We start from the raw sequence: 24,921 nt of genomic DNA, 5'->3' as shown, positions 1-24,921 counted from the left end.
GCAAGACGTGAGCGTGAACCATGGTTGCTGGCCAGCAATTTAGTTCAGAGCGAGTGGAATCCGGCAAAGATCGTGGCGGTTTACAAACGACGCATGCAAATTGAGGAAGGTTTCAGAGATGTGAAAAGTGAGCACTTGGGATTGGGTCTGAATCTACATCGCAGCCATTGCCTGCATCGTATTGAAATACTGCTGTTGATTGCCGCTCTCGCCAATTACCTGCTCTTTTTAACGGGGCTTCAGGCTCGCCAAAGTAACTTGGAGCGGCGATATCAAAGCAACAGTCTCAGAGAACGACGAGTGCTTTCATTGTGGCGGCTTGGCCTGGAATACTGGCGTAGATGCATAGAGTTCGGAGGCAGCGGAGACTGGGAAAAATTGGAGAAAGCTCTGCGCGATGAGGTGCATCATCAGGCGCAGAGCCTGGAGTAGATTTGTGGGGATCCCTCAGGGTCCGATGGCGGTTTTTGGTGCGGGTAACACTTTTGAAGATGGGTCAGGCTTATACAATCATTTCTGGGGTGATGAACCGTCTAGTTATAACCCGGTCAAGGATGCGTTTTATCAAATTCCGGGAGGATACGGGCCTGCCGTGTATAGTGGAGCTGATTTAGTGTTCTCTGCAGGAGCAGGGTTTGTAAAGGTTCCGTTGAAAGTCGTAGCGTCAGATGGCCTGAAGTCGACATCTTTATTCGGTGTAACGGTGAGGCAGTTCGACAATAATAAATTTATACCGCTCACAGGTATCGGTTTGCCTTATGGCTCGGCACTGGGTGTGTACATAGGTGGAGTGGGCGGAAAAGTGTTTGACTTTTATAAGGAGGCTAGCGGTGCGAAATAAAAATATTATTCTAAGGGGGATTATTTTCTTTAGCGTGATCGGATTTGTTTGGTCCGCGTTTCTTCTGGTATCGTTGGTTGTGGTTTTTTTGCTTATGGCAGTTTTGTATCTGTTTTTTGAACCGGATTTCAACGTGGTATTCAAGTGGCTCGGGCTGCCTCTATCAGTTCTTCTGTCAGTGCGTTGGATCTACAAGAACTTTTATAAAGTAAAAGGCTATGTGGAGGGGTGAGTGTTTGTTTTTCTCTTCCCCCCGGTGTCCTTCAAGATAGAGCCAAACGTAACCTGCTCCTGGAAGAGGGAGAACCTACTTGTAGGTTTATCAACAACCCACCTCGAGAACACAAAAATTTGTGCAGTTGAGGGAATTCTTGACTCTTTCAACGGGCAAGAACCTTGGCTGGCTGGATTCAGAGTTACGTTCGAGACCGGTGACTCATTAATCTACCTTAACCAGGGCGACGATGCCGTCGTATTGATTAATGCGCTACCGCCAGTCAGCGTTGGCCTCGAAACCCGCTTCGTTACCTCAATTTGATGAACGCCTTGGCGTCGATAGCAGCCTAGGGGGAGAAGATGAACGAAGAATTCAGCTATGTCTGGCTATTGCCGCTGCTTGAGAAACCTTTCGAAACAGCTGCACTCGATTTGCCTTGTGCGGTAAGAGCCCTTAGCAAAAAATATAAGCTACCTGCCGACATAGCGTTGCAGCCGCTGGTGATCACAGCTTTGATGTCGCAATCCGAATATTGGTCGGGACTGGCGCTTAAATGGCTGGAGGATGGCATTCCTATAGACATTCCGCTGACCGCGCTCTTGGCTCATTGCGCCGAGGACAAAACGTTGTCTCAGTCTCGCCGTCATAGAGCACGCAGGCTTGTCGGCCGGAAAAAATTATGGGGCTGAATCCTATGTCTGGCTGTTATCGACCGATTCTGTTGAAAAAGTCGGCTTCAGTTTTCACGGCAGAAAAGTTCGTGCCTGAGATTGAAGTCTGTGCTTTGGGCAAACGGAATTTTTCAACAGAATCGACCCAAAGCGGCCAGTCGTGAAGGCAACTTGATCGTACTCCCTGCAATTCTGTTCTAACCGTCAAACGTGTCTATTATGCTGTCTAGTCGCTTCAGAAAGGGATGTGAATTGCGGGCAGGGGCTTAGAAGAGTCGCTGGAATGTGTATAGCGCTAAGATTAAAGTGGTCGAATGGAACCAAGCACCGAGCGGAAAATATTTGCCAAGATGGGAAGTTACTCAAAAGCTTTCGAGGGAAATGTTCCTCAGTCTGCGCTGATAGGTTAGGGTTGAATTGATGAAAAGTTATCAAGGTAATATTTCTAAAGAATCATTGAATCTGTTTGTTTCAGATATTGGCTCCGGAGAGTTTTTTTCATATGTGGGAAGCTCGGTGTCATTAGAACAAGCAGTTGCGGTTCTAGGTTTGCTTTCTCCTGATTTTATTGAGTCTGACGGCCACGTTTTCTGGCTGCCTAACGCTCAGCAATACGATCCGCAAAATTTTTCTTTAATGGGACTGGTCGAAACTAGAGCTGGCGTGTGTGAAAAAAGTGTGTCGCGTAGAGATATTGAACGATATAGAAATATTTTCCCTATAAGTCAATTTTTTACAAAGTGGGAAGATACATCGAGTCGCCCTATATTGAAAGTTGGTTTGTCGGGAGAAGGATTATCGTCTTTGTCATTTATTTGCTGAGCAGATAGTCAGATATTGGGCGCGCGCATTATCAGAATACTTTCCAGAGAAGGTGTTTCAGTTTGAAGTTGCTGATGATCTTCTCGATGAATATGGAGTTTGCCTGACATTCTGGCAGTCCTAGCAGCAAACTCCGAGCCAAGGGGGTGTAGAAAGGCTTCACAAGACATTCCAAGCATTGAAGCTAGACGGTTCGACGCATCTACATCTTGAGACTGTAGATGTGCGCTCGCGCAGGGGATCAGACCAAACTTCTGTGACTAGGAGTCTTTTGCTATTTGACGTAGCCGCCGAAATTGTGGGGACGAAATCAAGTGACAGTCCCCATGCTAGTGCCAATCAACGCCGGATCTAGGCTCATCAATGGAATCGCTGACGGTCTACTTTTGGCCGATTGCCGCCCGTCACAAAGAGCTATGCTCCTGAGTGGACACCCTCAGCCAAGATCAAAAAGCAGCTCGCCTCTTTACTGCAACGGAACATATATGTCCGTTTGCCATTGATCTTGCGGTGTTTGCGGATACACGCTCAGGTAATGGAAGAACAGTGGTTGATCACGCAGTTCTTCGCCACTGGCAGGCAGCCAATCGCGGTAGATCGGATAGATCGATTCGCCGATGTGGTCCGGCGACCCCACGTGCCGCACTACGACGCAGCGACCACCAGCGATGACCCGCTCGCGCACGCCGAACGCGTTCGGTTTCACCGCCTCGTGAATCTCGCCGCAAATGGCGAAGCGGAATGCTTCTGCTGGCGTGGTGTCTGGGTTGCCGTAGGGAATGCCAAAGCTGCGACTCGATGCCACCGGCGACTGCCCGCTCTGCATGCGCCACTCGATGAACCTGCTCACGCTCTCATTGACGAGCCCGGGGGAGCCGCAATGTTCAAGCGCTGCGACCCGGACGTTGGGGAATTCCACGATTCTTACTTGCATGATGATCGTCCTGGAAAAGTGAGGGATGGCGAACACCGCATGCCAGACCTGCCAGTTCGGAGCCTTCCTGAACGCACTCGGCGTCATGCCGACCGCTCGCTTGAACGCCCTGCAAAATGCCTCGGGACTGTCGAAACCGGCACCGAGTGCCGCCTCCAGTACCGAGTGATCCGCTACGGCGGCCAAGCGATGGGCGGCGCGTCGTAGCCGCATCAGTTGCACATAACGTGAAACCGGCACGCCGACGAACGCGGTGAATTGGCGATGGAAGTGAAACGTCGAAAAATTCGCCACATGGCTCAACGTCTTCACCGACAGATCACCTTCGAGATTCTCATCAATGTAGGCGAGTACGGCGTTGAAGCGCTTTGTGTAAGCGACGTTGATCGGCGTGTCGGGCACTGGGACAAGCTCCTGGAAGTACGGTCGGCAATAGAGTCGACCATAACGACGGGAGCATGCCTAGCCGGGTTTGCTCAACGCGGGTTTTGGGTTGGAACATCCCTGGATGAGTGAGCGCCCCTTTCACCCCCGCAACGTCTCCCATTGAGCGCGCGTAAGTGATTTTTTTAGGTCTATTTTTTAAGCAATATGAAAATAAATCCGTCCCCTTTTTTTGTGGCACATGTGAAAAACGTTTGCTCAGGCCTGGCTGATATCCAGCAATCGAGGCATGGCAATCGCCAGATAATCCTGCGTATCGAGCACCATCGACGCATCCAGCCGCCCCGCGTTGAAGGCTATTTCAGCGTAGCCTTTAGTCAAGGCTGGATCGACGATCAATTGAATTCGCTCATCGAAGACAAAAGGCGGGATGGCGCCGATCCGACACCCGGTCAGTTCCATGGCCGTTTCGGCCTTCACTAACTCGGCTTTTTTGCCGCCCAGGGCCGCTCCGACTTTCTTCATGTCCAGCTTCTGGTCGCCCGGCAGGATCACCAGTGCATAGGGGCCGGCCTGCCCCTTGAGGGAGCAAAGCATGGCCTTCGCGCCTTGGCCGGGCTCGGTGCCACGGATTTCGGCGACGCGCGCCGACTGGCCCTCGGCATCGTGTATCAACACCCGGTAGGAGGCTGAGCGGGCATCGAGCAGTGCCACGAGGCGATCGAACATGGGGTGCATGCGGTTTTCCTCTGGTTTACAGGAACAGGTCGTAGGACAGTTTGCTGATCAGAATCACCAGCAACACCAAGAAGAGAGCCCGGACAAAGGGCACGCCTTTATGAACCGCCAACCAGGTGCCGGTGAGTGCGCCCAGGATGTTGAATGCCGCCATGGGGATTGCGATCAGGTAGAGCACGTTACCCGTCGGAATGAAGAACATCAGTGCCGCTACGTTGGTCGCGATGTTCACCAGCTTGGCTGATGCCGAGGCATGGAGAAAGTCGAAGGCGAAGCAGCGGATAAACAGGAAGATCAGGAAGCTGCCAGTGCCGGGACCGAACAGACCATCGTAGAAACCGATGGCGCCGCCGATGACGATCGCCAGCAGTTTTTCCTTGGTACCGATGCGCATGGGTTTGTGCAGGGCGCCGAAATCTTTTTTCCAGAAGGTGTAGATCGCCATCAGTACGATCAACACCAGCACCGCCGGCCGGATCATCGACTGGGGTACGAACGACACCGTGGCGGCTCCGAAGAAGGCCATGACAAAAGCCGCGCAGGCGGCGGGGATCACAAGGCCCCAGTCGATTACCACCTTGCGCACGAAGGACCGGGCCGCGAATGCGGTGCCGCAGGCGGCCGCGACCTTATTGGTACCCAGCAGCGCCGCCGGTTGAGCGGTGGGTAGCACGTTGAATAGCGCGGGAATCTGGATCAGTCCGCCGCCGCCCACCGCCGCATCGATCAGACCGGCGGCGAAGGCGAACACGCAAAGGATGACAATATCGACCATGAATCAGGCTCTTACTATGTAGGGTTGATGAGGGTTCAGCGACACCACGCGTGCCGGATCATTGACCCCGAAGACTCGCAACATCCAGCGATCACGGCCGTCGTAGCGGGGGGTGAAACCATCCCGGGCATGCAGGGTTTGCTGGTTCTTGAAGATCAGCATGTCGCCTGGTTGCAGCAGTATGTGGTGCACGACATCGGGATGATTGGCGGCGGCGGCGAACAGTTGGAGGGCAAACTTTGCATTGGCGCAGGTCGTTTCGACACTCGCTTTGTTGTAGCGGCAATACAGGCCATCGGTTGCGCTTCTGTACAGCAAGGGGACGTTTTCCAGCACATTCCCCTGTTTGCCGAAAGAAGCCGGCCGGCGAACGGTGAATTTCTGCCGTGACAATTCTTCTTCGACCCAGGTCGGCAGAATGGCCAGCACCTCGTCAATGGCGACGATGCGCGTCGGCACGTCGAGCTCGCAGCGCAGGCCGGTCAGGGACAGGTACTCCGGACAGGCCGACAACTGCGAGACGGGTTCGCAGGTCAAAGGCAGGTGTGGGTTGTCGACATGCATGCCCAGATCCGCGCGCGAGCCATAGGAGCTCTTTTCGGTCTCTCGCTTTTGCTTGGGCGAAACGTGACGGAACACGGTGTCGTGGCTTTCACCCTCGTACGCCAGCGGACGGGTTTGCAGAATTTGCAGCACGGACAAAATAGCCGAGGCCAGAGTCGACACGTTCTCGATACCCGGCTCCAGATCGTAGGGCGTGGCGGGCAGTTGCGGGTCCAGCGGCAGCCCCCTGAGGATCATCGCCACGTCTCGGGCCTGTGGAAAATTGCGTAGCTGCTGGATTTTCTCGGTGCACAAGACTCTTTCCAGCAACTGCCCCAGGACCGGCATGTGACGGATACCCGAGGCGCTATCGGTCACGTCCAGCGATGCCAGACCGGTCTGAAGTGTGCGTTGTTCTTCGAGCGACAGATGAATTTGCGGTATCTCGCGTCGAATCGAAGTCACTGATTTTTTTTCCAGCCATTCATGAATGACTTCATCAACACAAGCTGCAGCTTTCCCGATTTCTTTATCCAGCTTCGACACGTCCTTGCGCTCCTGTTTGCCCCATCCTTGTAAGTTGAACGGGAAGGTTAACGGAAGGGCCTTTTTTGTGTTGCAATGCCGCGTTGTGAAAAATGCAATGAGGTGGAGAGTGGCATTGAATATGTTGGGGGAACTTGAAGCCTTCGCGACCGTGGCTCGCAAGCGCAGCTTCGTCGCCGCGGCACGGACCCTGGGACGTTCCCCCAGCGCACTGACCCGTGCCGTTCAGGCCCTGGAGGAAAGTGTGGGGCTCAAGTTGTTCAATCGCTCGTCCAATGCCGTGAGCTTGACCGAAGCGGGTGAATGCTTATTGCCCCACGCGTACAAAATGCTCGATCTGCAACGTGAGGTGGATGAAGACCTGGCCGGTCTCAGCGGCCTGGCCTCCGGCTGGATCCGTTTTTCCGCCCCCGAGTTGCTCGGAAACGGGGTATTGCCCCGGTTGATCGCGCAATACTGTGAGCGTTATCCAGACGTAAACATCGATGTGATTTTCACCGATGAGATCATCGACCCGGGCAAGAGCAAGCTGGACTTCTCGATTCGCGGCGCGTTTCCACAATCCAGCGAATTGATCGGCTTTGCGCTCTGGCGTTACTCACGTTATCTGTATGCCAGCCCCTACTACCTGGAGCGCAACGGCATGCCCGACTCCATCGAGGCACTGGAATCGCATTCGCTGATCCTGCACACGGCGCCACGGATTCTCAAGGAGTGGAATTTTCGCAGTGAGGAGCAGGCCATCAGCTTTCGGGTTCATCCCAAATTTCGTTTCAGCTCCGGTCTGGCGGTATTCCAGGCAGCCCTGGCGGGCGTCGGGATCGCCCGCCTGGCGGATTGGATGGCGGAGCCCGAAGTGGAAGCGGGGCGCCTGCTGCGGGTTTGTCCCGAGTACAAGCTCACCTCCAGCAGCGGTGAGAGCCCACAGATGCACGCGGTGTACCCGCCCGGAAATTTGCCGCTGCGGGTGAAGGCATTGATGGAGATGATCCGTGGCTTAGGTGAAAGCCTCGAATGTAAACGCGGCGCAGCGCTGATATGAGGTTACGGGTCGTTCAGCCCTGTCCGCTCACTCTGCCGTTGATCAGAAACCCACCCAGGGCTAACGCAGACGAGCATCGACAAGATGCTGCGCCGAGGATTTTGTATTAGGGCTTCATTGGCGCGGTGGTGACTATCGACGCCAGCAATGGGTGAAACGCAGGAAGACGCCGCGCCCATGTCAGTGCAGCCCCTGACGGCGCGCAATTGTCCAAACACCCAGGCCCCCTGCGGGGTGCGAGCCGGCTCGCGATGGCGTCGTGTCAGCCAACATCAATGGAAGCGCTGGCCTCATCGCGAGCACACTGGATTTTTGATGTTTGCCGGACCACATCATGAGCGCATGGTCGATATCTGCCCGTCATTTCAAATCTGTTCAACCTTTGTCAGATCCACTGAATCCTTTTGAGGCGTCATCCCGCGATGATGTTGAACGCGGTAGTTGCCAACACCTCCCCATTAACCATCACCCGAACCGCATGTACCCCAGCGAAATGCTTGCGCGTCGTAAAATCCTTCATCACCTGTCTGCGCCCCACAACCACACTCTCAAACCCCGCCAATACCAACGTCTTCAACTTAAAAACCTTAGCCGAAACCCCGCCATTCGCCTTCACATAGTCAATCGCATAATCAATCACCAACCGCTGCTCTTCCAGCACCGTGGACTTCACCGTAAACGACAACGTAATCGCTTCCCCCAGCCGCACTACTGCCGGCTCGATCTTCACATCCAGCAACTCAACCTCAGGCTTCGCACCCGCACCAATCACTGTCAGCGCCCGCAAATTCCCCTGCTTGATCAAGCTGCGCAACGCATGCTTGGCAATCCACGCCGTGTGTTTGTTTGCCAGTGACCACCCTTCAATCACATCCAGCACCCACTCTGGATGTTCCTTGGTCACGTCATTCAAGTGATTCGCCACGGATTTGCGCACGTACAAGCTCTCATCCGCCTTCAACCGGTCCAGTATCCCGGCGGCCAATTGCGGATCAGCCTGCACCGTTTCCAGCCTGAACGACCATGGCAGGCGCGGGCGGCTGCCTTCGCTGGCGAGGCGGCGGACGTGGTGGTTTTCGCTCTGGGTCCAGTCGTGCATCAGTTCCAGCGTGCGCTCCAGGTCGCTGCGCAGAAAGTGGCGGATGGCGAATTCGGAGGAGCCGAAGGTGGTGAAGTATTTCAGGGCTTGCATGGAGGTATCGAATGCGTGAGCGCCGTAGGTGGCGACGTAGTGCGGCAGGCACATGCTGACGAATCCGCTGTTCAGCCGTGGGGCGAGTTCGCGCAGGACCTGGAGGGAATCTTCGTAGTCCAGTGGCAGCACGGCGTGCAGGCTTTCGCTGACGCGGGCCATGCGTTGCATGACTGAGAGGTCGGCGAGGCCGTCGTTGGCGTGCTTGAGAAAAGCTTTGGTTTTGAATGCCGGGTACACGGCGCTCATTTCGGTGGCAATGTGTTTCAAACGTTCGGCGTTGAAGATTTCCTTGAGGGCCGGCGCAGCATTTTCAGTTGCACTCATGATCAGTTCATCGGCGAGCTGACGAACGCTTCAAGCGTTTCAGCGTAGGCGGTGTATTGGGCGATATGGCGATAGCGCGCAACATCAATCTGGTCCGGCACGACAAGATCAGTGAAACTCCAGGCGACGGCGAGGCTGATGCCGGCCTGGCTGAGGGTGCCGTCGGTGGGCAGGCCGTGTTTTTCGAGTTCGTGTTCCAGGGCAGTGAAGGCAGCGGCGAGTTGGCCTTCGACGCGTTCGACCCATGGTTGGTACTGGATGTCGGCTGGGCGCAGGTTGCGTTCGTAATAGAGTTGCACGGCTTTTTCGCAGGCGGCGAGGCTGAGGCCGATCAGGCGCAGGGCGTGGGCGCGTTGCTTGAGGTCGGAGGGCAGCAGGCTTTTGCCGGCGGCGGTTTCGAGGTAGTCGAGGATGAGGGTCGAGTCCATGAGGACGACGCCGTCGTCGAGGATCAGGGTGGGGGCCTTGACCACCGGGTTGATCTGCTGGAATTGCTCGAAGTGGCGGAACACCGAGACTGACTCGTGTTCGAGGTCGATCCCCAGGCGTTTGGCGCTGATCGCCACGCGGCGCACGTAGGGGGAGTCGAGCATACCGATCAATTTCATGACGCGTTCCTTCAAGTCGAACCGGTGAGGTAGGCATAACCTAGCTGAGCCTGAGGGAAATGTCAGGTGTCGAAAACGGCTTGTTCGTGAATTCAGTCGACATTCAATTGCGGCGCAACGGTGGCGGTCGGCAAACCCTTGCGAATGCTGGCTTTGCGCGGTCTCAAGGTCGCTCTGAATAAAAGCGCTGGCCTGCCGATAGCCTTTGGTCGCAGGTCGTCGATAGCCGTTTGTCTTCTATATACAGCCGCTCGACTGAATTTCTTGCTATAAACGCACTCCGATGACCGTTGTGAAGCTTGTGTGAGTGCAGATTCCGGGCGTTGTCGGACAAATTCCCTGTATTTACAGTTGCTGAGGCCTCAATCGGGCCTTAGACTGCCGCCCCTCGTAAATTGAGTGCCGGGTGGCGTTTGCAATAAACGATGCCTTTTCGTCGACCGGACACGGTTCGCCGGAACGCTCCCTAATTCGCCTTAATGCACGTTTTTTTATAGAGATATCAATGACAAAGGACAAGTTGCTGGCCATGCCGGCAGATGACTACATGAATGAAGAGCAACACGCTTTCTTCAGTGAGCTGTTGCAGAACATGAAAGTCGAAACCCATGAGCGCATTGAGCAAAACCGTATCGCTATCGAAAGCCTGGACACCCCGGCCGACCCGGCGGACGCGGCTTCGGTTGAAGAAGAGCGCACTTGGCTGGTAAACGCAATCGATCGCGACCAGCGCATGCTGCCTCAACTGGAACAAGCCCTTGAGCGTATCAAGGAAGACAGCTTTGGCTGGTGCGACGACAGCGGCGAGGCCATCGGTCTGAAACGCCTGCTGATCAGTCCGACCACCAAATACTGCATCGAAGCTCAAGAACGTCACGAGCAGATCGACAAGCACCAGCGTCAGGCCTGATTTCCCAGGCACTGCCATCGCGGGCAAGCCCGCTCCCACAAGGTTTTGCATTGAACCTGTGGGAGCGGGCTTGCCCGCGACGCTTTTTATCGTCCGCCATATTTCCCTGCCGTTCCATTGACCTGCTGCAGACCCCACGACTAACGGACCATAGATAATGGCGTTGTAGTGGCGTTTAATGCAGTCACAATAATGAGAACAAGTGTGGGGTGTTGATATGACGAGAGATGGATCTCTGGTTGGGGCTTTGCCTGCACCAGTGCTTTTGCCGAAGAACCGCTGGATCGCACCGACCTTGCAAAGCATCGCCCTGATGTTGTTGCTCGCCGGTATGACCTTGGGTGGAGGATCGCTGTACGTCGGCATGCCGCTGGCGGTACTGATTGTCTGGCTGCCGCGCCTGCGCGCCCGAGCCGTTCCCGCTGCACTGCCTGCCGACACCGGCAGCGCCATTTCCGAACTGACCCGCGATCTTTCCTACACCACCAGCCATAACGCCTTGTCGGCAGCCGGCGTCGCGTTTTCGGTCAAGGCGTTGGCGAGCAAACTGGAATCGCAACTCGATGCAGCGGCGCGGATTGTCAGTAATGCTGAGGTGATGATCGCCACCGAGCACGCCACTTCGCAGCTCAGCCGCGAAGCGCTGGCGGCGGCCAGCGAGGCGCATCACAGCAGTGCGGCGGGGCGAACCGAATTGGTCGACTCGATTTCGCGCATGCATCAGCTCAGTCAGCGCGCCAACGCCAGCCGTGAATTGATCGAGGCCTTGAGCCTGCGCAGCGATGATATTCAGCGAGTGACGTTGGTGATTCAGTCGATTGCCAGCCAGACCAATCTGTTGGCGTTGAACGCAGCAATTGAAGCGGCGCGAGCCGGCGAGCATGGTCGCGGTTTCGCGGTCGTGGCGGATGAGGTGCGTGGGCTGGCGGCGCGCACGGCGTCGGCGACGGGCGAAGTCGGTGAGATGGTCGCGGACATTCAGCAACGTACCGCTCAGGTGGTGGAGCAGATCCGCGAACTGTCGAGTGATCTGCACACGGGCGTCGAACAGGTCGAGCACACCGGCCAGCATCTGGAAAATATCGCGCGCTTGGCGGCGGGAGTGGAAAGTCAGGTCGGTGAGATCGCACGCGGCGCAGAGACCAATCGCGAACAACTCGACAGCCTGTTCAAGGCCATTGAGCAGATGCGCAGCGATCTGGCGATCAGCGATCAACAGACCCGTCACCTCGCCGAAGCGGCAGTGCAGATGGAAGGGCAGGCGGAAACCATCAGCGAGCGTCTGGCCGAAGTCGGCCTGGATGATTATCACCAGCGTATTTATGACCTGGCGCGTGAAGGGGCGAGCCAGATTGCGGCGCGGTTCGAGGCGGACGTCGAGCAGGGGCTGATCAGTCTTGAGGATCTTTTCGACCGTCAGTATCAGGCGATTGCGAATACTCAACCGGCCAAGTATCAGACCCGATTCGACCGTTATACCGATCAGGTGCTGCCGGCGATTCAGGAGCCATTACTGCCGCGTCATGAAGGGCTGGTGTTTGCCATCGCCTGCACGCAGCAGGGTTATGTGCCGACACACAATCAGGCGTTCAGTCAGCCGTTGACCGGGGATGCACAGGTTGATGCGGTGAATAATCGCACCAAACGCAAGTTTGCCGACCGCACCGGGATACGCTGCGGCAGCCATCAGCAACCGGTGTTGCTGCAAACCTATACGCGGGACACTGGCGAGCTGATGCACGACTTGTCGGTGCCGATCATGATCAAGGGGCGGCATTGGGGCGGTTTGCGTTTGGGCTATAAGCCGGAAAGTCCGCGCTGATTGATTGTTGCGATTGATGCAATGAATCTGTGCACGGGCGTCGCTGTTTCCTGCGCAGTGAAATCATTAACATGCCGACTTGGTTAGGTTGCTAATGAAGTCGGGAGGTCTGCATGCCCTGCAGAATTGATGTCGCCGTGATGATCGGCAGTGGCGTGCCCGCCGCGTTGCGTGCGATGGGTCAAAGCGTTTGCTGGGTGGTGTTGCTTGACGGTGAGCGACGCGGCACCGCGTTTGCCAGCCGCGATGAGGCCGAGGAGTGCAGGGCTGCGTGGCTCGCGCAGTTAAAGGCCGAGCCTGGCGACAGCCTGCATTGATCAGGGTTAGTTGCCGTCGTGCAAACGTACGTTGAGCTCGTCGACCACAACGGCTTCTTCGCCGTCGTTGCGCAGCCATTCCTTGAGCAGTTGTGCTTGTGATGGCGTCCAGAAATCGGCGTCGATCAGCTTGGTTTCGGCGTCCAGTGGATGGGCTTCGATGAAATCGTCGATTGCTGTGCCTTCTGAGGGCAGTCCCAGTTGATCGAACAGGGTTTTCAGATCATAGGTCGGCAAGTCCATCGTGTACTCCTTCTGATTGGCGCCGGGATGGCGCAGTCGATCACTTCCTTTATCTGAGGCAGTCGTTGTCCAGGAGTTCGATTTGGATTTCGAGCGAGCGGGCGAGGGCGCAGGCTTCATTGTGATCTTCGCGGAAACCTCTTACGCGTCCGGTGGATTTTTCCTTGATGTGGAAAAAGGCGTTGCCCGCCGGCACCACTTGAAAGCGCGGAGCATGATCGTTTTGTGCGTGTTCCGGCAGATCGTTCATCGCGGCGACATGCATGATCAGAGTTGATTTGAGTCGGGCGTCAGCGGGCATGGCGAAGTGAGTCAGAGTGCACATGTGAAGTCCTTTTCATCAGTTGGCCGATATTTACAGGCCGTTTCGGGTAGTCGTAATGAGCATCGCTGCTCTAGAATCGCCAGTACCTGTTGACGATGGGGCTTATCTAAAGCAATTTTTCGCGAGCGATATGTCGGAAAACTGCTTTTTTTCGTGAGAATTTTCCCTAAAGTTTGTAGTCGGCGTTCTCTGGCCGACGGTAAGGATTATTCCTTCAAGCTTTGGCGACATCGGGGTGAGTTTCGCGAGTGACAATCCAGTAGTCTTACGAAACCTCGCGTTGGATGAGCGGTCTGCTCTGTTCGAGCTTTTATTAGAGTCATTTGGCGGTTCCATCGGCCTGGCCGTTTTTTCGCCGTGCGCGTTTTCCGTGTGCGGTTTTTTCAGATCTGGGGATGTTTCTTTGGCAGTCAGTAATCTCGATATGCATGCTTTGTTCGTGTTGGGTGATTTGCGTGCGAAGCTGGTCAAGCTGTTTCAGTCGCGTTTTGTTTACATCACCGAGCAAAATGCCGAAGGCATTTACGTTGCCGAAATCGACACCGACAGTGCGTTGGTGGTCGATGACAAACCGGGGCTCAAGCTCAAGGTCGGCGATCATTTCAGCGCATCGGTCCTGCCCAGCCGCGAAGGCGGCAAGATGGATATCCGCTTTCGCGAAATCAAACTGACGGTCTATGGGCTTGGCGATTACGCCTTCGTCGACACTGCCGATGGCCACGCGATCCTGTTCAAGGAAGGTCACAGCGTGGTGACCGTGTTCGCCGCCAATGAGCAATTGCAGGAAGGCCTGACCAAGACTCTGAAAGCCGTTACTGCCAAAGCCGCGAAGTGGCGCAAGGGCGAACTGGTGACGTTCAAGGCCAGCGAGTGATCGGTGGATTGAGCCGCGCCGACTTCCACGCGCAGAACCTCGAAAGCGCACGCGAAGAGGCCCGGCGTTTGTTTGCTGCCAAGGCCGAGTTGCAAGGTGCGTGGCTGGGTTGGGTGGCGTCGCAGATTTACACGTTGCGCCCGGCGGAATACGCGAGCATGGTCAGACGCGAGCTGCAAAGTTTGCAGGGAAATGTCTGAAACCTGACATCGTTCGGGGCTTGGCCCTGAAAAAGCAGGAACCTCGGCTAAAGTCAGTTGACTGAGTATTCAGAGGCTTGCGGTCTTCTGTCAGGCCATTCCGCCATTGCTGTGAACAGCACGAGGTGCAATGCATGAACGGATTTCGACGGTTATTGGCTGCCAGCGTGGCCACATTCGGTTTGCTGACGTCAGCGCAGTCGGTGATGGCGGCACCCGCGCCGATCCATTTTGCCGACCTGAACTGGGAAAGCGGCAGCCTGATCACGGATGTTCTGCGCATCATCGTCGAGAAGGGGTACGGACTGCCGACTGACACTTTGCCGGGTACCACCATCACCCTGGAAACCGCGCTGGCCAACAATGACATTCAAGTGATTGGCGAAGAGTGGGCGGGGCGCAGTCCAGTGTGGGTCAAGGCTGAGGCCGAAGGTAAAGTCGTGAGCCTGGGCGATACGGTCAAGGGGGCGACCGAAGGCTGGTGGGTGCCTGAGTACGTGATCAAGGGTGATCCGGCCAAGGGCATCAAGCCGCTGGCGCCGGACTTGCGCAGTGTCAATGATCTGGCCAAATACAAAGACGTGTTCAAGGACCCGGAAAGCCCGAGCAAGGGGCGTTTCCTTAACAGCCCGATCGGCTGGACGTCTGAGGTGGTCAACAAACAGAAGCTGACGGCTTACGGCTTGCAGGATGACTACACCAATTTCCGCAGTGGCTCGGGGGCGGCGCTGGATGCTGAGATCAGCTCCTCGATTCGTCGCGGTAAACCGGTTTTGTTTTATTACTGGTCGCCGACGCCGTTGCTGGGCAAATTCAAACTGGTACAACTGCAAGAGCCGCCGTTCGATGCCGAGGCGTGGAAGACGTTGACCGATGCCGATAATCCCAATCCGAAACCGACCCGCTCACTGGCGTCGAAGCTGTCGATTGGCGTGTCTACGCCATTTCAGAAACAGTATCCGCAGATCGCCGAGTTCTTCAGCAAAGTGGATTTTCCGATTGGGCCGTTGAACAAGGCATTAGCGCAAATGAGCGAGAACCACACCGCGCCGCGTCAGGCAGCGGAAGCGTTTATGAAGGCGCATCCGGATGTGTGGCAGGCCTGGTTGCCGAAGGATGTAGCGGATAAGGTCTCGGCTGATCTGAAATAAGGGTTGAGCCTGCTGGCCTCAACGCGAGCCAGTCCACTCCCACAGTGGAATGCATTCAACGGTGGGAGTGGACTGGCTCGCGAAGCTTTTAGAATCGAGTCTGCACCGCCAATTCAAAGGTACGCGGCGTACCCAGGTAATACGCTGGCGAAACATGCGCAAACTCGGCATACACCTCATTCGTCAAATTGCGCACCCGCCCGGTCACGGTCGTGTGCGAATCAACCTTGTAGCTGAGGAAACTGCCGAACAGCGTGTATGACGGCACGGTCATGGTGTTGGCGGTATCGGCAAACACCGAGGCTACGTATCGCGCATCGACCCCACCTTGCCATTGCGATGAAAAATCGTAGGTCATCCACAGATTGCCGACCCGGTCAGGGACATTGGTGGGTGTATTGCCTTTGCGCGATACCACCACGCCAGCGGCGTTTTTCTCAGTGAAGTCATCGTACTGCGCGTCGACCCAGGCAAAGTTGCCTTCAGCCAACAGCCGGTCGGTGATTTGCAGCGAACTGGCAATCTCAATCCCTTTCGACGTTTGCTGGCCCACTGCAATGCTGCTGGTCGGGTCCAGCGGATCGGTGACGGCGAAGTCCTTTCGTTCGATTGTGTAGGCCGCCACCGTGGCCGAACCACGGCCGTTCAGGTAGTTGAACTTGCTGCCAATCTCCCATTGCTTGCCCGTCGAGACGTCGAAATCCTGAGTGCCGTTCGGTTGCTCGGCGGCGGTGCTGTATTGCACATAAACGTTGGCCGAAGGGATGAATTGATACGTCAGGCCCGCGCGGCCGGTGACCGGCTCCCAACGGCGTTTGAGATGCTTGGGATTGGCGGCGGTCACGGCTCGGTGGTTGGTCACGTCGAGATCGATGTCGTCATAACGCAGGCCCGTGAGCAAAGACAGCTTGTCGGTCAGCGCCAAACGGTTTTCCACGAACAGCGCTTTGGTGGTCACCTGGTTGGTCTTGTCGCTGATCAATTGAGGGTGGGTGCCGGGAATGTCGTAGAAGTGCCCCGGTCGATAGTGGTTCGGGTCCACTGTGCTCGCGCCTTTGATGTTGAGCGGCGAGTTGGTGGTCTGGTTGACCTTGTATTCAAAGCCGCTCGACCACGTCGTATCAAGACCAAACAGTGTGCTGTCGTGGCGCAGTTCGAACTGGTTGCCGTTCTGCTCACCCTGGTGGCGTACCTGATACGCCGTGGAGCGATTCACCGCCGTGTTATCGGCGTTGTACTGGTAGGTTTCAAGATTGCGGTAATCGCGCTGGCTGTCGAGGTGATACAGCGTGTTGCGCAAAGTAGTGCTGTCGTTGATCCGGTAGTCGATGATCGATCGCAGCCAGATTGTGCGCTGCTCGTAACGACCGTCCGCGACGTTGTAATTGTTGAAACGGTTGTGTTTGTCGATCTTCAACTCGCCGGCCTTGGGGTTGAGCACGGGCGTGCCCCAGTACGGACTGTCTTCGTGTTCGTCCTGATATTCCAGGGCCAGGGTATGCGACAGATTCGGCGTGAGGTCGCTAAGCAACGAGAACGCCACGCTCCACGCGTCGCGCTCCTGACGATCGATGTAGCCGTTGCTGGTGTTGTGGCTGACGTCCAGCCGCGCATAGTGCTGCACGTCGGCGCTCGGGTCGGTCAGGGCGTGGTTGAGGCCGAACGCGGTTTCGCTGGTGTCATAGCTGCCGTAGCTGACCCGGCCTTCAACCGCTTGTTCATCGCGGGTCGCCAGTTTGGTCACGTAGTTCAGCGAGCCGCCCACCGAACCTGCGCCGTTGACCAATGAAGACGGGCCGCCGAGTAACTCCACTCGATCATAAATCCACGCATCCACCGGCCGGGCGAGGCCGCCTGAGACGTTGATGCCGTTGAACATCTGGGTGATCTGGCTGCTGGTGAAGCCGCGATAGGAAATGAAACCGCCGAAACCCGGCGGTGCGCTGGCGTTGACGCCGGGCAGGGTGTTGGCGGCGTCCTGGAAGTTCTGCGCGCCATGGCGTTCGATGTCGTTGCGATTGGCGATGGCCACCGAGGCGGGCGTGTCGCGCACGCTCAAGCCAAGGCGCGAAGCCATGCCGCTGGATTGGTCGAGGCTCAGGCCCGGTTCGGTGCCGGCCTCGCCATCGATGGTGATCGGCGCCAGATCCACGGTGGATTGCGCCCAGGCGTTAACGGACAGGCAGCCGCACAGGCTCGCCAGCAGAGTGAGTTGTTTCATCAAAGAATCCTGAATACTTGTCTAGGAATCAGCGCACAGGCAAACGCCGCGCGTTGGCGCAGTAGGCTGAACAATCAAAAAGGCAAGGGCACTCAGGCGAGTGGCGGGGCGCGAGGGTTGGCCGAGGGCCAGGTGAAGCGGGCAGGGAGGTCGGCGCTGACAATCGGGGCCAGCGGCGGGCTGTGTTGTTCAGGGAGGACTGCCAGAGTCAGGCTGGAGTTGAACGCCGGGCCCATGCCGCCGGTGGAGCACAACGGGCAACCGAAAGCTTTGGACAGGGTCGGCAGTTTTTCTTCGGTGGGATTGGATGCCAGCGGCGCTTGCGTCGTCGGGTCCACCGTACAGAACTGGCCGCCAATGCCGTTGAGCTGCATTGCGACCATTTGTCCGTGACCGATGCTGCACGCGAACACGTTGAACAGGACGCAGCAATAAAGCATCCAGGCCAGCAGTGAGCGATCGGTATTGGAGAATTTCATGGGGCGGCACTTTACCGTACCGCCGATCGGTCGTGCACTTGAAAAAAATGCGACTAGGATCATTTGTTCAAATCCCTTTCAAGGATTTCAATCATGACGTTTGTGTTGGCTCAATGGATGGCGGCCACTTTTGCGGTGATCGCCCTGGTGCATGTGTATTGGGCGTTGGGTGGTCAATGGGCGGCGGTGGCGGCGGTACCGCAAATTCCGGTGGACGGTTTTGTCGCGACGGTGCGGCCGGCGTTCAAACCGTCGGGCTGGATCACATTGGTGGTGGCGGCCGGGTTATTGCTGATTGCTGCACTGGTGTGTCTGCGGGTTGGCTGGGGCTTCCCGGCGGTGAATCACAAGGCATTGCAATGGGTGATCAGCGCGATTGCGCTGTTGATGTTCGCCCGAGCCATTGGCGATTCGAATCTGGTGGGGTTTTTCAAGGAAGTGAAGGGCTCGCGATTTGCGCGGCTGGATACCTGGGTGTATTCGCCGTTGTGTCTGGTATTGGGGGCGGGGTTGTTGGCGGTGGCGTGGGTTTGAGGCTGAGCGGGCTTGCCCGCGAAGAGGTTCGCCCTGACACGGATGATTGCAAACTAACTGCCGTTCTCAGTCCGCCGGCTACTGACTTCAGCCGGCACGTCATCCCCTGCCATGCGCTTGCGGAATAACGCCGCCCGCGCCAGCAGCAGCGTGGTCACCGGCATGGTGATCGCCAGCAGAATCGGGATCAACCAGGCATGCAGGACCGGCCCGGATTTCAGCGCTGAAAAGCAGATGATCGACGCCAGTGCGACGCACCATGCACCCAGCGTCGAGGCCAGTGCTGGCGGGTGCATGCGCTGGAAGTAATCTTTCATCCGCAGCAATCCGGTCGCGCCGATCAGCGTAAACACACCGCCGAGCACCAGCAGGATCGCCACCGCAATCTCGACCCACAGAGACCATTCAGCGTTCATTCGATCACCTCGCCACGCAGCAGGAATTTCGCCAGGGCAAACGAGCCGACGAAGCCGAACAGCGCAATCAGCAGCGCCGCTTCGAAGTAAGTGTCACTGGCGTAACGAATGCCCAGGGTCAGCATCATCAGCATTGCAACGATGTACAGATAATCCAGTGCCAACACCCGATCCTGCGCCGACGGCCCTTTGAACAGGCGGATCAGGGTCAGCACCATTGCCAGCGAGAACAAAAACAGCGTCAGCAGGATCGCGTTCGACAGGAACGGGCTCATTCGTAAATCTCCATCAACGGCCGCTCGTAAGCAGTCTTGAAGTGCTCAATGAACTGCGCTTCATCATCCAGATCCCAAATGTGCAGCAGCAAAATGCTGCGATCCAGCGACAGTTCCGACCACACCGTGCCGGGCACTACCGTGCAGATCATCGACAGCGCAGCCAGGCCGTGGGCATCGCGCAGGTCCAGCGGCACTTTGACAAAACACGAGCGCGGCGGGCGGCGGCCGGCGTTGAGCACGCCCCATGCCACGATCAGGTTGGACATCACCACATCACGGCCGACAAGCAGGAGCAGACGCAGGATCGTCCCGGGACGGCGAATGCGCACGGGTTTGGGACGCAATTTACGCATCATCAGCGGCGCAGCAAAACCCAGCATCATGCCGAGCAGCAGATTACCGGGGCTGACCGACAGATTCAGCGTCAGCCACAAAACACACAGCGCCAGGGATAACAACGGTGCAGGAAACACGCGCTTCATGGCTGTACCTCCAGGATGGCGGCTTTGGCTTCCGGGCTCGGTACGGCGCGAGTGCCGAGCACGGCCATCACGTACTGCTGCGGGTTGTGCAAGGCATCAGCGGTCGCTTGGGTGTAGCGCAGCAGCGGCTCAGCCTTGAACGTGAGGAGGATGCTCAACCCCAGCAACAGGAAAATCGGCGTGCATTCGAGTTTGCGCAACAGCGGTGAAGGGCGCTCTTGCGGCGTCCAGAATCGCTGGACGCCGAGGCGCGAGAAGGCCATCAACGACGCCAGCCCGGAAAGGATCAGCAGCACAAGCAGTGCCCATGCCGCATTGGAAATCGGCGCGTCAGTGCCCAGCCCCAGCGGATTGAGCAGCGCACCGATCAGGCTGAGTTTGCCGATGAATCCGGACAGCGGCGGCATGCCGATAATCAGCAACGCGCAGGCGATGAAACTCAGGCCGAGAAACGCCATGGTCCACGGGATGACCTGACCGACCACGGCTTTCTGCTCGTCATCGAGGTTGATGCCTTTGGGCGGTTGCAGCGATTCCTGCGGGCGTGGCAGCAGTTCGCTTTCGTCTTCCAGCGCAATCTCGTTGGCCGAGCGTGAGCGCTCGATCAACTCAGCCAGCAGGAACAGTGCGCTCAACGCCAAGGTCGAGCTGACCAGATAGAACAGTGCCGCGCCGATCAGGTTCGGCTGGGCGAAACCCACGGCCGACAGCAGTATCCCCGCCGACACCAGAATGCTCAGGCTAGCCATGCGCTCAAGCCGTTGCGCAGCAATAATCGCCAGCGCTGCGCACGCTATCGTCGCCATGCCGCCGTAGATCAGCCAGTCGCCACCGAAGAAGGACGAAGCCCCAGCCTGCCCGGAGAACAGCAGGGTCCACAGGCGCAGCAGGGTGTAAACGCCGACCTTGGTCATGATCGCGAACATCGCCGCCACCGGCGCGCTGGCCGAAGAGTACGCCGGCACCAGCCAGAAGTTCAGCGGCCACATACCGGCCTTGGCCAGGAACGCTACCGCGAGAATCCCCGCACCGGCGTGCAGCAAACCGCGGTCGGCTTCCGGCACCAGTGGGATTTTCAGGGCCAGATCGGCCATGTTCAGCGTACCGGTGACGCCATAGATCAGCGCCGCACCGATCAGAAACAGCGACGAGGCGAGCAGATTGATCGAGATGTAATGCAAACCCGACGACACCCGCGCCCGGCCGGAGCCGTGCAGCAACAGACCGTAGGACGCGGCCAGCAGCACTTCGAAGAACACGAACAGGTTGAACAGATCAGCAGTGAGGAACGCGCCATACAGGCCCATCAACTGAATCTGGAACAATGCGTGGAAGCTTGAGCCCGCGCCATCCCAGCGCGCCATCGCAAAGAGGAGGGCGCTGACGCCGATGATCCCGGTCAGCACCAGCATCAACGCTGACAGGCGATCGACCACCAGCACGATGCCGAACGGCGCCTGCCAGTTGCCCGGCAGGTACACGCCGATCGAGCCGGGCACGCCAGTGTTCTGCGTCCATTGCAGCAGCATCACGGAAATGAACAGGCCGAGCAGGCTGGAGAACAGGTTGATTTTCGCCTTCAGTGGTCGGTGTTTCTCGCCGAGCATCAACATGATGGCGGCGGTCAGCAGCGGCAGCAGAATCGGTGCGGCGATCAGGTGAGTCATCGCCATCATTCTTTAGGCTCCCGGCCGTCAACGTGGTCGGTGCCGGTCAGGCCGCGCGAGGCGAGCAGAACGACGAGAAACAACGCGGTCATGGCGAAGCTGATGACGATCGCCGTCAATACCAAAGCCTGTGGCAGCGGGTCGGTGTAATGCAGCAAATCTTGCGTCACGCCGTCCTTGATCACCGGCTCCTTGCCGATGAACAGGCTGCCCATGCTGAAGATGAACAGGTTGACCGCGTATGACAGCAGACACAGGCCCATGACCACCTGAAAGGTCCGTGGTCGCAGGATCAGCCAGACGCCGGACGCGGCGAGGATGCCGATGGCGATTGCGATGACTTCTTCCATCAGACGGCTCCTTTGCTGGCGACGGACTTGGGCAACGATGCGGTCTTGTGCCCGCGCACCGATTGGTGGGCGAGGGCGGTGAGGATCAACAGCGTCGAACCGACCACCACGCCGTACACGCCGATATCAAAGAACAGCGCACTGGCGATATGGATCTCGCCCAGCAGCGGCAATGCGAAATGCCAGGTGTGCGTGGTCAGGAACGGGTAGCCGACCGCCAGCGCTCCGAGTCCGGTCGCCGTGGCGAACAGCAACCCCGTCCCCATCCAGCGCAGTGGTCGCAGGCTCATTTGCGCCTCGACCCACTGCGTACCGGCCACCATGTATTGCAGGATGAACGCCACCGACATCACCAGGCCGGCGACAAAACCGCCGCCCGGCTGATTGTGGCCGCGCATGAACAGGTAGAACGACACCACCAGAGCAATCGGCAGCAGCAGTCGTACCAGCACCGCTGGCACCATCATGAAGCCGAGCGCGGTATCGCTGGCCGTACGCGGGTTGACCAGATCGGTGACCACGTCCGGCGCCAGCAGGCGTTGCTGTGCGGGCAGTTGCAGGCTCTCTTTCGGTGGGCGGAAGCGGCGCAGCAAGGCAAACACGGTCAGCGCCACCGCGACCAGCACGGTGATTTCGCCGAGGGTATCGAAGCCACGGAAGTCCACCAGCATCACGTTGACCACGTTGCTGCCGCCGCCCTCAGGCATGGCGCGACTGAGGTAGAACGAGGAAATGTCGTTCGGTGTCTGGCGCGTGAGCATGGCGTACGACAGCAGTGCCATGCCACCGCCGACGGCAATCGACAGCAGCAAGTCGCGCAGACGACGAATGCGCGCCTTGCGCAGGGTGCTCGGCAGTGGCGAGACTTCCTCGATCCGTCGTGGCAACCAGCGCAGGCCTAGCAGGATCAGTACCGTGGTGACCACTTCGACCGCCAATTGCGTGAGGGCCAGATCCGGTGCGGAGAACCAGACGAAGGTCACGCAGGTCATCAGGCCGCAAACACTGACCATGGTCAAAGCCGCGAGACGGTGATACTTGGCTTGCCAGGCGGCACCAAGGGCGCAGGCAATTGCCAGTAGCCACAGGGTCACGAAGACGATGGAGCCGGGGATTTTCGGCCGGTCGCCCCAGCTCAGGCTGCTGTGCAACATCGCAATCAGGCCCGCGAGCACCGCCGCCAATACCACCAGAAACAATTGCATTTGCAGGCGACGGGTGCCGAGTCGGCGCTCGACCCTGCGGGCCATGCGCATCATGACGACCAGACTGCGCTCGAACAGGTGCTTGCCGTTGAAGCGGCCTATCAGTGGCGGATATTTGAAGCGCCCGCGCTTGAGCTGCTTGCGCAGCAACAAATAGACGACGATGCCGGCGGACATGGCGATCAGGCTCATGATCATCGGGGCGTTCAGACCGTGCCAGATCGCCAGGCTGTACTCCGGCAAGGTGCCACCCACCACGGGCAGCGCGGCGGCTGCAAGCAGCGGGCCGACCACGTGCGCGGGGAAAATCCCCACGACCAGGCAGGTGAACACCAGCAGTTCGACCGGCGCACGCATCCAGCGGGGTGGTTCGTGCGGGGTGTGCGGCAGGTCGGTGGCTGGCGGGCCAAAGAACACATCGACGGTGAAGCGTAGCGAGTAAGCGACGCTGAACGTACCGGCGATGGTCGCGACAATCGGCAACGCCGCTTCGACCCACGCGGTGGCGTTGATGAACACGGTTTCGGCGAAGAACATCTCCTTCGACAGGAAGCCGTTGAGCAACGGCACGCCGGCCATCGAAGCGCTGGCAACCATGGCCAGCGTCGCTGTGAACGGAATCAGTTTGATCAGGCCGCTGAGTTTGCGGATATCGCGAGTACCGCTTTCATGGTCGATGATGCCTGCCGCCATGAACAGCGAGGCCTTGAACGTGGCGTGGTTAAGGATGTGGAACACCGCCGCGACGGCGGCCAGCGGACTGTTCAGCCCCAGCAGCAGGGTGATCAGGCCGAGATGGCTGATGGTCGAGTAGGCCAGCAGACCCTTGAGATCGTTCTGGAACATCGCGCAATAGGCGCCGAGCAACAGCGTACATGCGCCGGCACCGCTGACGATGTAGAACCATTCTTCAGTGCCGGACAGCGACGGCCACAGGCGCGCGAGCAGGAAAACCCCTGCCTTGACCATGGTTGCCGAGTGCAGATACGCGGAGACTGGCGTTGGCGCCGCCATCGCATGGGGCAGCCAGAAGTGGAAGGGGAACTGGGCACTTTTGCTGAGTGCGCCGATGAGGATGAGAGGTAATAGAAGAGGGTAGAGGGCATGTGCGCGAATCTGATCGCCGGCGGCCAGGACCTTGTCCAGGTCATAGCTGCCGACGACATGGCCGAGGATCATGACCCCCGCCAGCAGACATAGTCCACCGGCCCCTGTAACCATCAATGCCATATAGGCACCGCGGCGGGCGTCCGCGCGGTGGTGCCAGTAGCCGATCAACAGGAATGAGAAGAGGCTGGTCAGCTCCCAGAAAAACACGATCTGGATCAGGTTGCCGGAAATCACCAGCCCGAGCATGGCGCCCATGAACGCCAGAAAAAACGCGAAGAAACGCGGCACCGGGTCGTCCGGAGACATGTAATAACGGGCATATAAAGAGACGAGCGTGCCGATGGCGAGCACCAGCATCGAGAACAACCAGGCGAAGCCGTCCATGCGCAGGACGAAGTTCAACCCCAGGCTGGGGAGCCACATGAACTCTTCGCGGATGACGCCGCCATCGGCGATTTGCGGATACAGCATCGCGACCTGGACGGTGCCGATCAGAGCGACCAGACCTGCCAACAGGGATTCGGTATTACGCGCATTGTGTGGCAGCACCGCTGCCAGACAGCTGCCTATGAAAGGCAGAAGCAGTAGAACTATCAGGGACATAGGCTTCTAATCTGCGGAAGTTTGTGAAGCATCATACGTGCCAGCTCCCCGATCACCAAACGCCAGGATGTCTCAGAATCCTACAAAATAGTCT

The 24,921-nt window shown here is 57.7% G+C and carries 29 protein-coding genes; 13 read left to right on the top strand and 16 right to left on the bottom strand.

The window, feature by feature from the left end; genetic code table 11:
- The 5 genes from AACY18_RS20885 to AACY18_RS20865 form a co-directional block, all read left to right on the top strand.
- Positions 1–432 (top strand): transposase (locus tag AACY18_RS20885; RefSeq protein WP_339465958.1); only part of this gene is annotated, 432 nt, incomplete at its 5' end.
- Between the two features lie 4 nt (positions 433–436).
- Positions 437–841 (top strand): hypothetical protein, encoded by a 405-nt coding sequence (locus tag AACY18_RS20880; RefSeq protein WP_339465957.1) that lies wholly within the window; start codon positions 437–439, stop codon positions 839–841.
- A gap of 232 nt (positions 842–1,073) precedes the next feature.
- Positions 1,074–1,379 (top strand): hypothetical protein, encoded by a 306-nt coding sequence (locus AACY18_RS20875; RefSeq protein ID WP_339433095.1) that lies wholly within the window; start codon positions 1,074–1,076, stop codon positions 1,377–1,379.
- Between the two features lie 38 nt (positions 1,380–1,417).
- Positions 1,418–1,747, top strand: a complete 330-nt coding sequence (locus AACY18_RS20870) for a hypothetical protein (protein ID WP_339465955.1) — start codon at positions 1,418–1,420, stop codon at positions 1,745–1,747.
- A gap of 402 nt (positions 1,748–2,149) precedes the next feature.
- A complete protein-coding gene (locus tag AACY18_RS20865) occupies positions 2,150–2,551 on the top strand; it encodes a hypothetical protein (protein WP_339465953.1) in 402 nt (133 codons plus the stop codon).
- A gap of 466 nt (positions 2,552–3,017) precedes the next feature.
- Here AACY18_RS20865 and AACY18_RS20860 read toward each other — a convergent pair whose 3' ends face one another.
- The 4 genes from AACY18_RS20860 to AACY18_RS20845 form a co-directional block, all read right to left on the bottom strand.
- Positions 3,018–3,887, bottom strand: a complete 870-nt coding sequence (locus AACY18_RS20860) for an AraC family transcriptional regulator (RefSeq protein ID WP_339433098.1) — start codon at positions 3,885–3,887, stop codon at positions 3,018–3,020.
- Between the two features lie 240 nt (positions 3,888–4,127).
- Positions 4,128–4,607 (bottom strand): YbaK/prolyl-tRNA synthetase associated domain-containing protein, encoded by a 480-nt coding sequence (locus AACY18_RS20855; protein WP_339433099.1) that lies wholly within the window; start codon positions 4,605–4,607, stop codon positions 4,128–4,130.
- 16 nt (positions 4,608–4,623) lie between these two features.
- Positions 4,624–5,382 carry a sulfite exporter TauE/SafE family protein gene (locus AACY18_RS20850; protein ID WP_103303395.1) on the bottom strand — a complete coding sequence of 253 codons (759 nt, stop codon included), beginning with the start codon at positions 5,380–5,382 and terminating at the stop codon, positions 4,624–4,626.
- A 3-nt stretch (positions 5,383–5,385) separates the two neighbouring features.
- Entirely contained in the window at positions 5,386–6,390 is a 1,005-nt protein-coding gene (locus AACY18_RS20845) for a TauD/TfdA family dioxygenase (protein WP_339465952.1), read from the bottom strand.
- 190 nt (positions 6,391–6,580) lie between these two features.
- Here AACY18_RS20845 and AACY18_RS20840 point away from each other — a divergent pair, with 190 nt between their 5' ends.
- Entirely contained in the window at positions 6,581–7,513 is a 933-nt protein-coding gene (locus AACY18_RS20840) for a LysR family transcriptional regulator (protein ID WP_339465951.1), read from the top strand.
- 412 nt (positions 7,514–7,925) lie between these two features.
- Here AACY18_RS20840 and AACY18_RS20835 read toward each other — a convergent pair whose 3' ends face one another.
- Both AACY18_RS20835 and AACY18_RS20830 read right to left on the bottom strand, forming a co-directional pair.
- Positions 7,926–9,032, bottom strand: coding sequence for a DNA alkylation repair protein (locus tag AACY18_RS20835; RefSeq protein ID WP_339465949.1), 1,107 nt, complete (start codon positions 9,030–9,032; stop codon positions 7,926–7,928).
- 2 nt (positions 9,033–9,034) lie between these two features.
- Positions 9,035–9,640 carry a glutathione S-transferase gene (locus AACY18_RS20830; protein WP_339465947.1) on the bottom strand — a complete coding sequence of 202 codons (606 nt, stop codon included), beginning with the start codon at positions 9,638–9,640 and terminating at the stop codon, positions 9,035–9,037.
- A 505-nt stretch (positions 9,641–10,145) separates the two neighbouring features.
- Here AACY18_RS20830 and AACY18_RS20825 point away from each other — a divergent pair.
- From AACY18_RS20825 to AACY18_RS20815, 3 genes are all read left to right on the top strand, one after another.
- Entirely contained in the window at positions 10,146–10,550 is a 405-nt protein-coding gene (locus AACY18_RS20825) for a TraR/DksA family transcriptional regulator (protein ID WP_221729599.1), read from the top strand.
- Positions 10,551–10,767: 217 nt separating this feature from the next.
- Positions 10,768–12,372, top strand: a complete 1,605-nt coding sequence (locus AACY18_RS20820; RefSeq protein ID WP_339465946.1) for a methyl-accepting chemotaxis protein — start codon at positions 10,768–10,770, stop codon at positions 12,370–12,372.
- A 113-nt stretch (positions 12,373–12,485) separates the two neighbouring features.
- Positions 12,486–12,689: a hypothetical protein gene (locus tag AACY18_RS20815; protein WP_339433106.1), complete on the top strand. Its 204-nt coding sequence runs from the start codon at positions 12,486–12,488 to the stop codon at positions 12,687–12,689.
- A gap of 6 nt (positions 12,690–12,695) precedes the next feature.
- Here AACY18_RS20815 and AACY18_RS20810 read toward each other — a convergent pair whose 3' ends face one another.
- Positions 12,696–12,932, bottom strand: a complete 237-nt coding sequence (locus AACY18_RS20810) for a DUF2789 domain-containing protein (RefSeq protein ID WP_339433107.1) — start codon at positions 12,930–12,932, stop codon at positions 12,696–12,698.
- A 49-nt stretch (positions 12,933–12,981) separates the two neighbouring features.
- The gene (locus AACY18_RS20805; protein ID WP_339433175.1) at positions 12,982–13,197 is read right to left on the bottom strand and encodes a hypothetical protein; all 216 of its coding nucleotides are present in this window, start codon (positions 13,195–13,197) and stop codon (positions 12,982–12,984) included.
- Between the two features lie 484 nt (positions 13,198–13,681).
- Between AACY18_RS20805 and AACY18_RS20800 the strand changes: the two genes are divergently transcribed.
- The 3 genes from AACY18_RS20800 to AACY18_RS20790 all read left to right on the top strand — a co-directional run bounded on the left by AACY18_RS20800 (position 13,682) and on the right by AACY18_RS20790 (position 15,482).
- Positions 13,682–14,131, top strand: a complete 450-nt coding sequence (locus tag AACY18_RS20800) for a hypothetical protein (protein WP_445261500.1) — start codon at positions 13,682–13,684, stop codon at positions 14,129–14,131.
- 8 nt (positions 14,132–14,139) lie between these two features.
- Positions 14,140–14,331, top strand: coding sequence for a hypothetical protein (locus AACY18_RS20795; RefSeq protein ID WP_339433176.1), 192 nt, complete (start codon positions 14,140–14,142; stop codon positions 14,329–14,331).
- Between the two features lie 134 nt (positions 14,332–14,465).
- Entirely contained in the window at positions 14,466–15,482 is a 1,017-nt protein-coding gene (locus AACY18_RS20790; protein ID WP_221729605.1) for an ABC transporter substrate-binding protein, read from the top strand.
- An 88-nt stretch (positions 15,483–15,570) separates the two neighbouring features.
- Here the strand turns inward: AACY18_RS20790 and AACY18_RS20785 are convergent, their stop codons facing one another.
- Both AACY18_RS20785 and AACY18_RS20780 read right to left on the bottom strand, forming a co-directional pair.
- On the bottom strand, positions 15,571–17,703 hold the full coding sequence (locus tag AACY18_RS20785; protein ID WP_339465945.1) for a TonB-dependent receptor: 2,133 nt from the start codon (positions 17,701–17,703) through the stop codon (positions 15,571–15,573).
- A gap of 92 nt (positions 17,704–17,795) precedes the next feature.
- Entirely contained in the window at positions 17,796–18,182 is a 387-nt protein-coding gene (locus AACY18_RS20780) for a DUF2946 domain-containing protein (protein WP_339433111.1), read from the bottom strand.
- A 93-nt stretch (positions 18,183–18,275) separates the two neighbouring features.
- Here AACY18_RS20780 and AACY18_RS20775 point away from each other — a divergent pair, with 93 nt between their 5' ends.
- Positions 18,276–18,716: a DUF3995 domain-containing protein gene (locus AACY18_RS20775; protein WP_339433112.1), complete on the top strand. Its 441-nt coding sequence runs from the start codon at positions 18,276–18,278 to the stop codon at positions 18,714–18,716.
- Positions 18,717–18,769: 53 nt separating this feature from the next.
- On the opposite strand, the gene AACY18_RS20770 is transcribed toward AACY18_RS20775, so the two are convergent.
- Genes AACY18_RS20770 through AACY18_RS20745 form a run of 6 tightly spaced genes read right to left on the bottom strand, consistent with a single transcriptional unit; the run spans position 18,770 to position 24,827 of the window.
- The gene (locus AACY18_RS20770; protein ID WP_339433113.1) at positions 18,770–19,132 is read right to left on the bottom strand and encodes a Na+/H+ antiporter subunit G; all 363 of its coding nucleotides are present in this window, start codon (positions 19,130–19,132) and stop codon (positions 18,770–18,772) included.
- On the bottom strand, positions 19,129–19,407 hold the full coding sequence (locus AACY18_RS20765; protein ID WP_221729610.1) for a K+/H+ antiporter subunit F: 279 nt from the start codon (positions 19,405–19,407) through the stop codon (positions 19,129–19,131). The genes AACY18_RS20770 and AACY18_RS20765 overlap by 4 nt, the downstream gene beginning before the upstream one ends.
- The gene (locus AACY18_RS20760) at positions 19,404–19,892 is read right to left on the bottom strand and encodes a Na+/H+ antiporter subunit E (protein ID WP_339433114.1); all 489 of its coding nucleotides are present in this window, start codon (positions 19,890–19,892) and stop codon (positions 19,404–19,406) included. Before AACY18_RS20760 ends, AACY18_RS20765 begins: the two co-directional genes overlap by 4 nt.
- Entirely contained in the window at positions 19,889–21,568 is a 1,680-nt protein-coding gene (locus AACY18_RS20755; RefSeq protein ID WP_339433115.1) for a monovalent cation/H+ antiporter subunit D, read from the bottom strand. The genes AACY18_RS20760 and AACY18_RS20755 overlap by 4 nt, the downstream gene beginning before the upstream one ends.
- Positions 21,565–21,909, bottom strand: coding sequence for a Na+/H+ antiporter subunit C (locus AACY18_RS20750; RefSeq protein WP_016775082.1), 345 nt, complete (start codon positions 21,907–21,909; stop codon positions 21,565–21,567). The genes AACY18_RS20755 and AACY18_RS20750 overlap by 4 nt, the downstream gene beginning before the upstream one ends.
- Positions 21,909–24,827: a monovalent cation/H+ antiporter subunit A gene (locus AACY18_RS20745; protein WP_339465944.1), complete on the bottom strand. Its 2,919-nt coding sequence runs from the start codon at positions 24,825–24,827 to the stop codon at positions 21,909–21,911. The genes AACY18_RS20750 and AACY18_RS20745 overlap by 1 nt, the downstream gene beginning before the upstream one ends.
- Positions 24,828–24,921: the final 94 nt, after the last annotated feature.

This window comes from Pseudomonas sp. EA_65y_Pfl2_P74 (assembly GCF_963970575.1).
In the GTDB taxonomy this organism is placed as follows: Bacteria; Pseudomonadota; Gammaproteobacteria; order Pseudomonadales; family Pseudomonadaceae; genus Aquipseudomonas; species Aquipseudomonas baetica_A.
The sequence above is the reverse complement of the archived record's forward strand: the minus strand, read 5'-3'. Positions and strand labels throughout refer to the sequence as shown.

What these genes read in the sequence shown, in the direction of transcription:
- AACY18_RS20870 (WP_339465955.1), top strand. Translation starts at nt 1,418, where the DNA reads ATGAACGAAGAATTCAGCTATGTCTGGCTATTGCCGCTGCTTGAGAAA.
- AACY18_RS20865 (WP_339465953.1), top strand. Translation starts at nt 2,150, where the DNA reads ATGAAAAGTTATCAAGGTAATATTTCTAAAGAATCATTGAATCTGTTT.
- AACY18_RS20855 (WP_339433099.1), bottom strand. Translation starts at nt 4,607, where the DNA reads ATGCACCCCATGTTCGATCGCCTCGTGGCACTGCTCGATGCCCGCTCA.
- AACY18_RS20850 (WP_103303395.1), bottom strand. Translation starts at nt 5,382, where the DNA reads ATGGTCGATATTGTCATCCTTTGCGTGTTCGCCTTCGCCGCCGGTCTG.
- AACY18_RS20835 (WP_339465949.1), bottom strand. Translation starts at nt 9,032, where the DNA reads ATGAGTGCAACTGAAAATGCTGCGCCGGCCCTCAAGGAAATCTTCAAC.
- AACY18_RS20830 (WP_339465947.1), bottom strand. Translation starts at nt 9,640, where the DNA reads ATGAAATTGATCGGTATGCTCGACTCCCCCTACGTGCGCCGCGTGGCG.
- AACY18_RS20825 (WP_221729599.1), top strand. Translation starts at nt 10,146, where the DNA reads ATGACAAAGGACAAGTTGCTGGCCATGCCGGCAGATGACTACATGAAT.
- AACY18_RS20820 (WP_339465946.1), top strand. Translation starts at nt 10,768, where the DNA reads ATGACGAGAGATGGATCTCTGGTTGGGGCTTTGCCTGCACCAGTGCTT.
- AACY18_RS20815 (WP_339433106.1), top strand. Translation starts at nt 12,486, where the DNA reads ATGCCCTGCAGAATTGATGTCGCCGTGATGATCGGCAGTGGCGTGCCC.
- AACY18_RS20810 (WP_339433107.1), bottom strand. Translation starts at nt 12,932, where the DNA reads ATGGACTTGCCGACCTATGATCTGAAAACCCTGTTCGATCAACTGGGA.
- AACY18_RS20805 (WP_339433175.1), bottom strand. Translation starts at nt 13,197, where the DNA reads ATGCATGTCGCCGCGATGAACGATCTGCCGGAACACGCACAAAACGAT.
- AACY18_RS20800 (WP_445261500.1), top strand. Translation starts at nt 13,682, where the DNA reads ATGCATGCTTTGTTCGTGTTGGGTGATTTGCGTGCGAAGCTGGTCAAG.
- AACY18_RS20790 (WP_221729605.1), top strand. Translation starts at nt 14,466, where the DNA reads ATGAACGGATTTCGACGGTTATTGGCTGCCAGCGTGGCCACATTCGGT.
- AACY18_RS20785 (WP_339465945.1), bottom strand. Translation starts at nt 17,703, where the DNA reads ATGAAACAACTCACTCTGCTGGCGAGCCTGTGCGGCTGCCTGTCCGTT.
- AACY18_RS20780 (WP_339433111.1), bottom strand. Translation starts at nt 18,182, where the DNA reads ATGAAATTCTCCAATACCGATCGCTCACTGCTGGCCTGGATGCTTTAT.
- AACY18_RS20775 (WP_339433112.1), top strand. Translation starts at nt 18,276, where the DNA reads ATGACGTTTGTGTTGGCTCAATGGATGGCGGCCACTTTTGCGGTGATC.
- AACY18_RS20770 (WP_339433113.1), bottom strand. Translation starts at nt 19,132, where the DNA reads ATGAACGCTGAATGGTCTCTGTGGGTCGAGATTGCGGTGGCGATCCTG.
- AACY18_RS20765 (WP_221729610.1), bottom strand. Translation starts at nt 19,407, where the DNA reads ATGAGCCCGTTCCTGTCGAACGCGATCCTGCTGACGCTGTTTTTGTTC.
- AACY18_RS20760 (WP_339433114.1), bottom strand. Translation starts at nt 19,892, where the DNA reads ATGAAGCGCGTGTTTCCTGCACCGTTGTTATCCCTGGCGCTGTGTGTT.
- AACY18_RS20755 (WP_339433115.1), bottom strand. Translation starts at nt 21,568, where the DNA reads ATGATGGCGATGACTCACCTGATCGCCGCACCGATTCTGCTGCCGCTG.
- AACY18_RS20750 (WP_016775082.1), bottom strand. Translation starts at nt 21,909, where the DNA reads ATGGAAGAAGTCATCGCAATCGCCATCGGCATCCTCGCCGCGTCCGGC.
- AACY18_RS20745 (WP_339465944.1), bottom strand. Translation starts at nt 24,827, where the DNA reads ATGTCCCTGATAGTTCTACTGCTTCTGCCTTTCATAGGCAGCTGTCTG.